The organism is Shewanella sp. SG44-6, assembly GCF_014164185.1.
GTDB classification, from domain to species: domain Bacteria; phylum Pseudomonadota; class Gammaproteobacteria; order Enterobacterales; family Shewanellaceae; genus Shewanella; species Shewanella vesiculosa.
In genome coordinates, this window is sequence record NZ_JACJER010000199.1 from 1 (window position 1) to 5,506 (window position 5,506).

Genomic DNA, 5,506 nt, shown 5'->3' on the forward strand with positions numbered 1-5,506 from the left:
TATAGGTTAAGCCAATATGATGCACTGCAACGGTGAGAAGCGAGGCCAGTAAAGGCTGCCAGCGTAAGTAAATTAAAAACACACCCATAGAAGCAAAAATATGAAAATGCATTTCAATCATGCCCATTTGGCTTTGGATCAGCAACGCAGAGACGGTCATCATGATCACAGCACCAACAATCGCAAATAACTCAGTCCCCTTTAGCAGACTATAGCTAAGCTGTACTATGACTAAAATCGCGACTGCCGAAAAGGTACTGAAAGTCAGCATTTTTGCGCCAAAGAAACCGCTAATAAACAATAATGGCGCTTGCAACATTAAAATTTGATATATGTGTGAATCGTGTTTTTTTAACAGTTCAATTGTGTATTTATCACTCATAGACATGCCTAAGTTTCAGAGGAAATAATTTGCTTAAGTTCAAGCAACATTTTTTGAGTTGAAAGCTGCTGGGACGTGTAGATCCGCTTGACCGCCCCATTAGGCGACAATAAAAACAACTTGCCGACATGATTAATGCTGGCGAGCTCAAGGTTAATATTTTCCGATAAACGTCTATCGAGTTGCTGTAAAGCATCGTCAGACAATGACGCACTCACAAAACGCGGTGAGATATCATCTATTATGCTTTTACGAACTGCCAGAGTGTCATTGTTGGGGTCAATCGTCACAAACATAAATTGCACCTCAGCTCCAGTTAACAAAGCATCCTGCTGTATGTGTTGCTCCAATTGCATCATTTGTTGGATCCTTATCGGGCAAATTTCAGAGCACGATAAAAAACCCATAAATAAATAAGTGTATCCTGCAGAAGAGGCAGGAAAGTGATGAATGTGCTTGTCAACGCCTTGCCAACTAAAGCTCAGCTGTTCGCTGTCATTGCTACTAATGCCATATGCCTGCTCATTGGCAGACCATTGGCTAACCACCATCAATATAGGCACAAGACCTAAGGTGATAAAAATCAGCACTATTGCAATCGCTACTCTTTTTAAATGCATAAGTTCATATCAATCAGCATAAAATCATTATAGTCACTATTTTATATTTGCCCATAGTGCCCTCAGGCATCATTAATAAGTGAGCCCATTACATTTTTTACCATAGCCGCCACAATACGGTTCAAAATGAGCTTTAGGTTCATTCAATGAATAAATTAATTTTTTAATAGTAGTATAAGTATCACAAAGGCAAATGTTCAGTAACGGAAGTAATCTAGAGTCTGCTGAGCTATAAAGGCTGTTTTAGCAACAAACTATTGGTCCATAGCTCAAACCGTGAGTGATCTAGTTTCGTTGTGTCGTTACGCTGTATAAAAAGCCAATAACGCTGTAGAAATGGCCAACAAGGTTACCAAAGGGTCGACTAAAAGTATTTTACTCATTGTTGAGCGAATTTTGCTTAGATTGCCAGGCAGCAATCGCCTCGCTTAACACGCTTTAATCTCGAAAAAATTTAACCAAAAATAGATCAACCGCCTATCAAAGGTAATAGACACAATTAGCATAAAAAAACACCTAAACCCGCAATAGGTTTAGGTGCTCTTCACTCGAAAATTGACTTAACTTAACCTGAACTCGGGTTAACTTAGAGTGTAATAGCGTCAATCGCTTTTTTAGCTTGGCTTATCCCAGCTTCTGCAGCATCTGGACCCATGTTTAATGATTCAGCATAAACGGTTTCAACATCAGTAATCCCAATAAAACCAAGTACTGTGATTAAATAAGGCACTACGTGATCTGTGGTGCCACCTTTATGAGCCCCGCCGCGGGTGGTCACTATAATGGCACGCTTACCTTCAATCAAGCCAACTGGGCCGGTATCGGTATAAGTAAAAGTTACGCCAGCACGGGCAATGAAATCGATCCAACTTTTTAACGTAGTTGGTATGCTAAAATTGTACATTGGTGCAGCAATAACAATAGTGTCATGAGCTTTAATTTCAGCCACTAATTCGTTCGATAGGGCTAATGCAGCTAATTGACGCTCAGACAAATCATCGCCACCACGAAGACCAGAAGCAATTTCACCATCTAACATTGGTACTGGTTCACTGCCTAAATCACGCACAGTAATTTGCGCACCTTTGCTGCTCCATTGTTGATTTAAATAATCAACTAATGCTGAAGATTGTGAATAACTGCCTAGAACGCTTGATTTTAAAATTAATACTTTTGCCATTGTTAAGTCTCACCCATATGTTTGTTAGGTCATATGGCTACACGCCTGACCAATTGAGCCAGTATATTAGTCTATAAAAAAGAATAAAAGTGCATTAATTTCGCAATAACATTCGATAAAATAGAAAGATATTAACTCAATCTACACTAGATGATTGTTGTGGCAAAGACACAAACTGGCCAGTGAACGTAGCGCACATGATCTCATCGCAATACAAGGCGACCTCTAAAGTCATCTTGACGCGTCTACCTCTGGTTAATGGAGTTAAATCGGTATAAGGCCAAATCACTTTAGCATAAGGCTGTTTAGTAACAGGCTTCAAATACCTTACTTTCGCATCAGCCAAGACAATGTCGCCATGAGCTTGTGACAACTGCTGCTGTAACCACACCATTCCCCATCCAGTTAGGGTCATTAAAGTATAAATGCTGCCAGCAAACATGGTGTGATGTAAGTTAATGTTGGGCTCAATTGGTGCGGTCACCTTTAAGCTATCTCCATTGAATAATACTGGAGTAATCCCCATAAATTTACTGACAGGAATAGTGTTGTGCCAAGTTTCACACAAGGTTTTAAGCAAGGCTGTGACCTTAGCGTCTGATTGCGCTTCAGTGAACGACATATCAATCATAACGGCATCCCTCCGATGGTTGATCTATGGTGACAATAGAACTGTACTATACCTGCAGATTGAAGGTTACAGGGCCATCATTGACCAACTCGACCTGCATATCTGCACCAAATTGACCTGTCTCGGTCATAACCCCTTGTTGACGGCAATACTCCACAAAAGCCAGATAAAGACTATCTGCTTGCTCGGGTGTTGCGGCACAAGAAAAACTCGGTCTTAAACCTTTACCAGTATCAGCTGCCAAGGTAAATTGTGACACCACTAATAATTTGCCACCAACTTGAGCCAGATTTAGATTCATCTTGCCATTTTCATCACTAAACACCCGATAGTTAATGACTTTCATGGCTAATTTAGCCATTTTATCAATATTATCTTCGCGCTCCACACCGAGTAGCACTAATAAGCCTTGGTCAATTTTGCCGACTATTGCGTCGTCTACCGAGACTGATGCGCGTTTAACACGTTGAATTAATGCAATCATAACCATCCTAAAAATATTCTATTTAGCGACATTTTTTGGATAACATCATATTAAATAGAACAACATTAACAAATTATTATTAAATGAAGCTGTTTATTAGCTGAACTTAGATGCCGCGTTATCTAAACGTAAAATGGCTTGGGTAACGGCTTGAAAAACGGCTTGATCCGTTAAGGCATGATATCCCGCGCTAACATGCTGATAATCTATAGATTGATGACCACACTCTTCAATAAACGCCGTTAATATATGTTGAGGACAAACCCAATCATATTCACCTTGGATTAATACTGTTGTGGCCTCAATAGCGCTTGCAAGTGTTTTAAATTGGCTATACACATCAAAAAAATGCTGTTGCACATAATGATGACCTATTCTCGCGCAGCTTAACGGTTGGGCGACCTCGCCCATAAACTGACTTGGCTGCGCTAATGCATATTCCCACATAAGCCAGTGTTGCACTGCATTTTCAACTACTTGTGGATTATGATGATTGAGAACAACTTGGTAAGCATTCATAAGGTGATCAATAGCAATGGCGGGACTATGTGTATCGGCCTGTGGTAAAGCCGTTGTAAGCTTGGGCTCAAGAACATCAATGAATCGTGCATATTGAGTATTAAAAAACTGGCTTGCACCATTAGGTCCATATAACCAATTTATGCCAAGTTGAGAGGGAATAAACATTCCCCATAACACTTGAGCGATCACGCGGCTAGGATACAAACCACTGTACAACCAAGCCAATGTCGCGCCAAAAGAACCTCCGGCTAAATACCATTGCTCAACATCAAAGGTGCACCTTAGCGTTTCAATATCAGCCACCAAATCCATTACTGTGTTGTGCAATAGACACCCAGATGGTAACGAGCGTCCCGCGCCGCGTTGGTCAACAAAATAAATATGAAACCCTGTACTAACAAATAAGCTTAGCTCACTCCGGCAACAACCTGCACCCGGGCCGCCGTGTAAATACAATAATGCTGGGCCCTTTTCGCAACCATATTCAGCAACATGTAATTGATGACTGTTACCCACATCAACAAATTGCTGTTGAATAAATAGCGGTAATTCAGTCATCAAGATTAATACTTATCAGTTGAGGAAACCGATCCAGTAGACGGCTTATCAACTACTAAAGGATCATGCACATTGTGTAGGCTTTGCTTTTCAGTCTCTGAAAATATTTCGGCTTTAAGATCTTCTGCAATGACAGATAAGCCCTCTAAATATTCTGGTAAAGCCGCGGTAATTTCAGCACCAAGCAAAACAATAATCCACGATAAATATACCCAAACAAATAAAATAGGAATAACCGCCAGCGCCCCATATATCGCTTCGTAACTTGGAAATTGAGTCACATAAAACGCAAAGCCTTTTTTACCGGCTTCAAACAAAACTGCTGCAACAATGGCCCCTAATAAGGCATGTGAAAACTGCACTTTTTTATTCGGTACCACCATGTACAACAGTAATATTGAGGCCGCAGAAAACAGTAACGGCAGGCGTTCAACAATCCACGGCACTAATCCAGACAACTCACTGCCAGTTACCACCTCTAATGACACAACATATGAGGTTGCCACCAAACTAGCACCAATAAGCACAGGACCTAGGGTCAATACCATCCAATACATTGAAAAAGAAACAACATATGAGCGTTTATCAGTAATTCGCCAAATATTATTGAGCGCTTTATCAATAGCGGAAATCAGCATAATAGCAACGAACACTAACGCAATAATACCGACAAAAGTGCCTTTAGATGCATTGGCAACAAACTCATTAATATAAACTTGAACCGTATCCCCTGCAGCAGGGATAAAATTATTATAAATAAACCCTTCAATGTTACCTCTAATGCCTTTAAACACCGGAAAAGCCGATAACATCGACATGGTGACGGCGATCATAGGCACCAATGACAGCAGGGTCACATAAGCTAAATGCCCTGCGCGGATATTAATTTGATCTTCTGTCAGCCGTTGTTTGAGATGGAGTAGAAACTGCCAAATCCCACTCAAAAAAGCCACAATAGGGCTGTAATTAAACTTTTTGGGCATAATAATCCTTATTTAATACCTCGTTAGTGGAGATAACATTTGTATTAAGTCACTAACTTCGTACAATGTTATAACATATTAGTCATCGAATAATGGAGCACATTGCCCGCCGAACCTTGTTGTGACATCAATTTGCTCCATTATTC

At 40.4% G+C, this 5,506-nt stretch carries 6 protein-coding genes and 1 pseudogene; all 7 read right to left on the reverse strand.

The window, feature by feature from the left end; all coding sequences use genetic code 11:
• Positions 1–382, reverse strand: a pseudogene (locus tag H5185_RS20985) (chemotaxis protein); the annotation flags it as partial.
• Positions 383–390: 8 nt separating this feature from the next.
• The gene (locus H5185_RS20990; RefSeq protein WP_124017452.1) at positions 391–1,002 is read right to left on the reverse strand and encodes an SCO family protein; all 612 of its coding nucleotides are present in this window, start codon (positions 1,000–1,002) and stop codon (positions 391–393) included.
• A 586-nt stretch (positions 1,003–1,588) separates the two neighbouring features.
• Entirely contained in the window at positions 1,589–2,182 is a 594-nt protein-coding gene (locus H5185_RS20995; protein WP_124017451.1) for an FMN-dependent NADH-azoreductase, read from the reverse strand.
• A 136-nt stretch (positions 2,183–2,318) separates the two neighbouring features.
• Positions 2,319–2,813 carry a thioesterase domain-containing protein gene (locus tag H5185_RS21000; RefSeq protein ID WP_124017450.1) on the reverse strand — a complete coding sequence of 165 codons (495 nt, stop codon included), beginning with the start codon at positions 2,811–2,813 and terminating at the stop codon, positions 2,319–2,321.
• 46 nt (positions 2,814–2,859) lie between these two features.
• Positions 2,860–3,297, reverse strand: a complete 438-nt coding sequence (gene dtd / locus H5185_RS21005) for a D-aminoacyl-tRNA deacylase (protein ID WP_124017449.1) — start codon at positions 3,295–3,297, stop codon at positions 2,860–2,862.
• A 96-nt stretch (positions 3,298–3,393) separates the two neighbouring features.
• Complete coding sequence (locus H5185_RS21010; protein ID WP_182743078.1) at positions 3,394–4,377, reverse strand: alpha/beta fold hydrolase; 984 nt, start codon at positions 4,375–4,377, stop codon at positions 3,394–3,396.
• A 5-nt stretch (positions 4,378–4,382) separates the two neighbouring features.
• Positions 4,383–5,360 (reverse strand): virulence factor BrkB family protein, encoded by a 978-nt coding sequence (locus H5185_RS21015; RefSeq protein ID WP_124017447.1) that lies wholly within the window; start codon positions 5,358–5,360, stop codon positions 4,383–4,385.
• Between the last annotated feature and the right edge of the window lie 146 nt (positions 5,361–5,506).

Coding starts and splice junctions, on each gene's coding strand:
- H5185_RS20995 (WP_124017451.1), bottom strand. CDS start 2,182: ATGGCAAAAGTATTAATTTTAAAATCAAGCGTTCTAGGCAGTTATTCA.
- H5185_RS21000 (WP_124017450.1), bottom strand. CDS start 2,813: ATGATTGATATGTCGTTCACTGAAGCGCAATCAGACGCTAAGGTCACA.
- H5185_RS20990 (WP_124017452.1), bottom strand. CDS start 1,002: ATGCATTTAAAAAGAGTAGCGATTGCAATAGTGCTGATTTTTATCACC.
- H5185_RS21010 (WP_182743078.1), bottom strand. CDS start 4,377: ATGACTGAATTACCGCTATTTATTCAACAGCAATTTGTTGATGTGGGT.
- H5185_RS21015 (WP_124017447.1), bottom strand. CDS start 5,360: ATGCCCAAAAAGTTTAATTACAGCCCTATTGTGGCTTTTTTGAGTGGG.
- dtd (WP_124017449.1), bottom strand. CDS start 3,297: ATGATTGCATTAATTCAACGTGTTAAACGCGCATCAGTCTCGGTAGAC.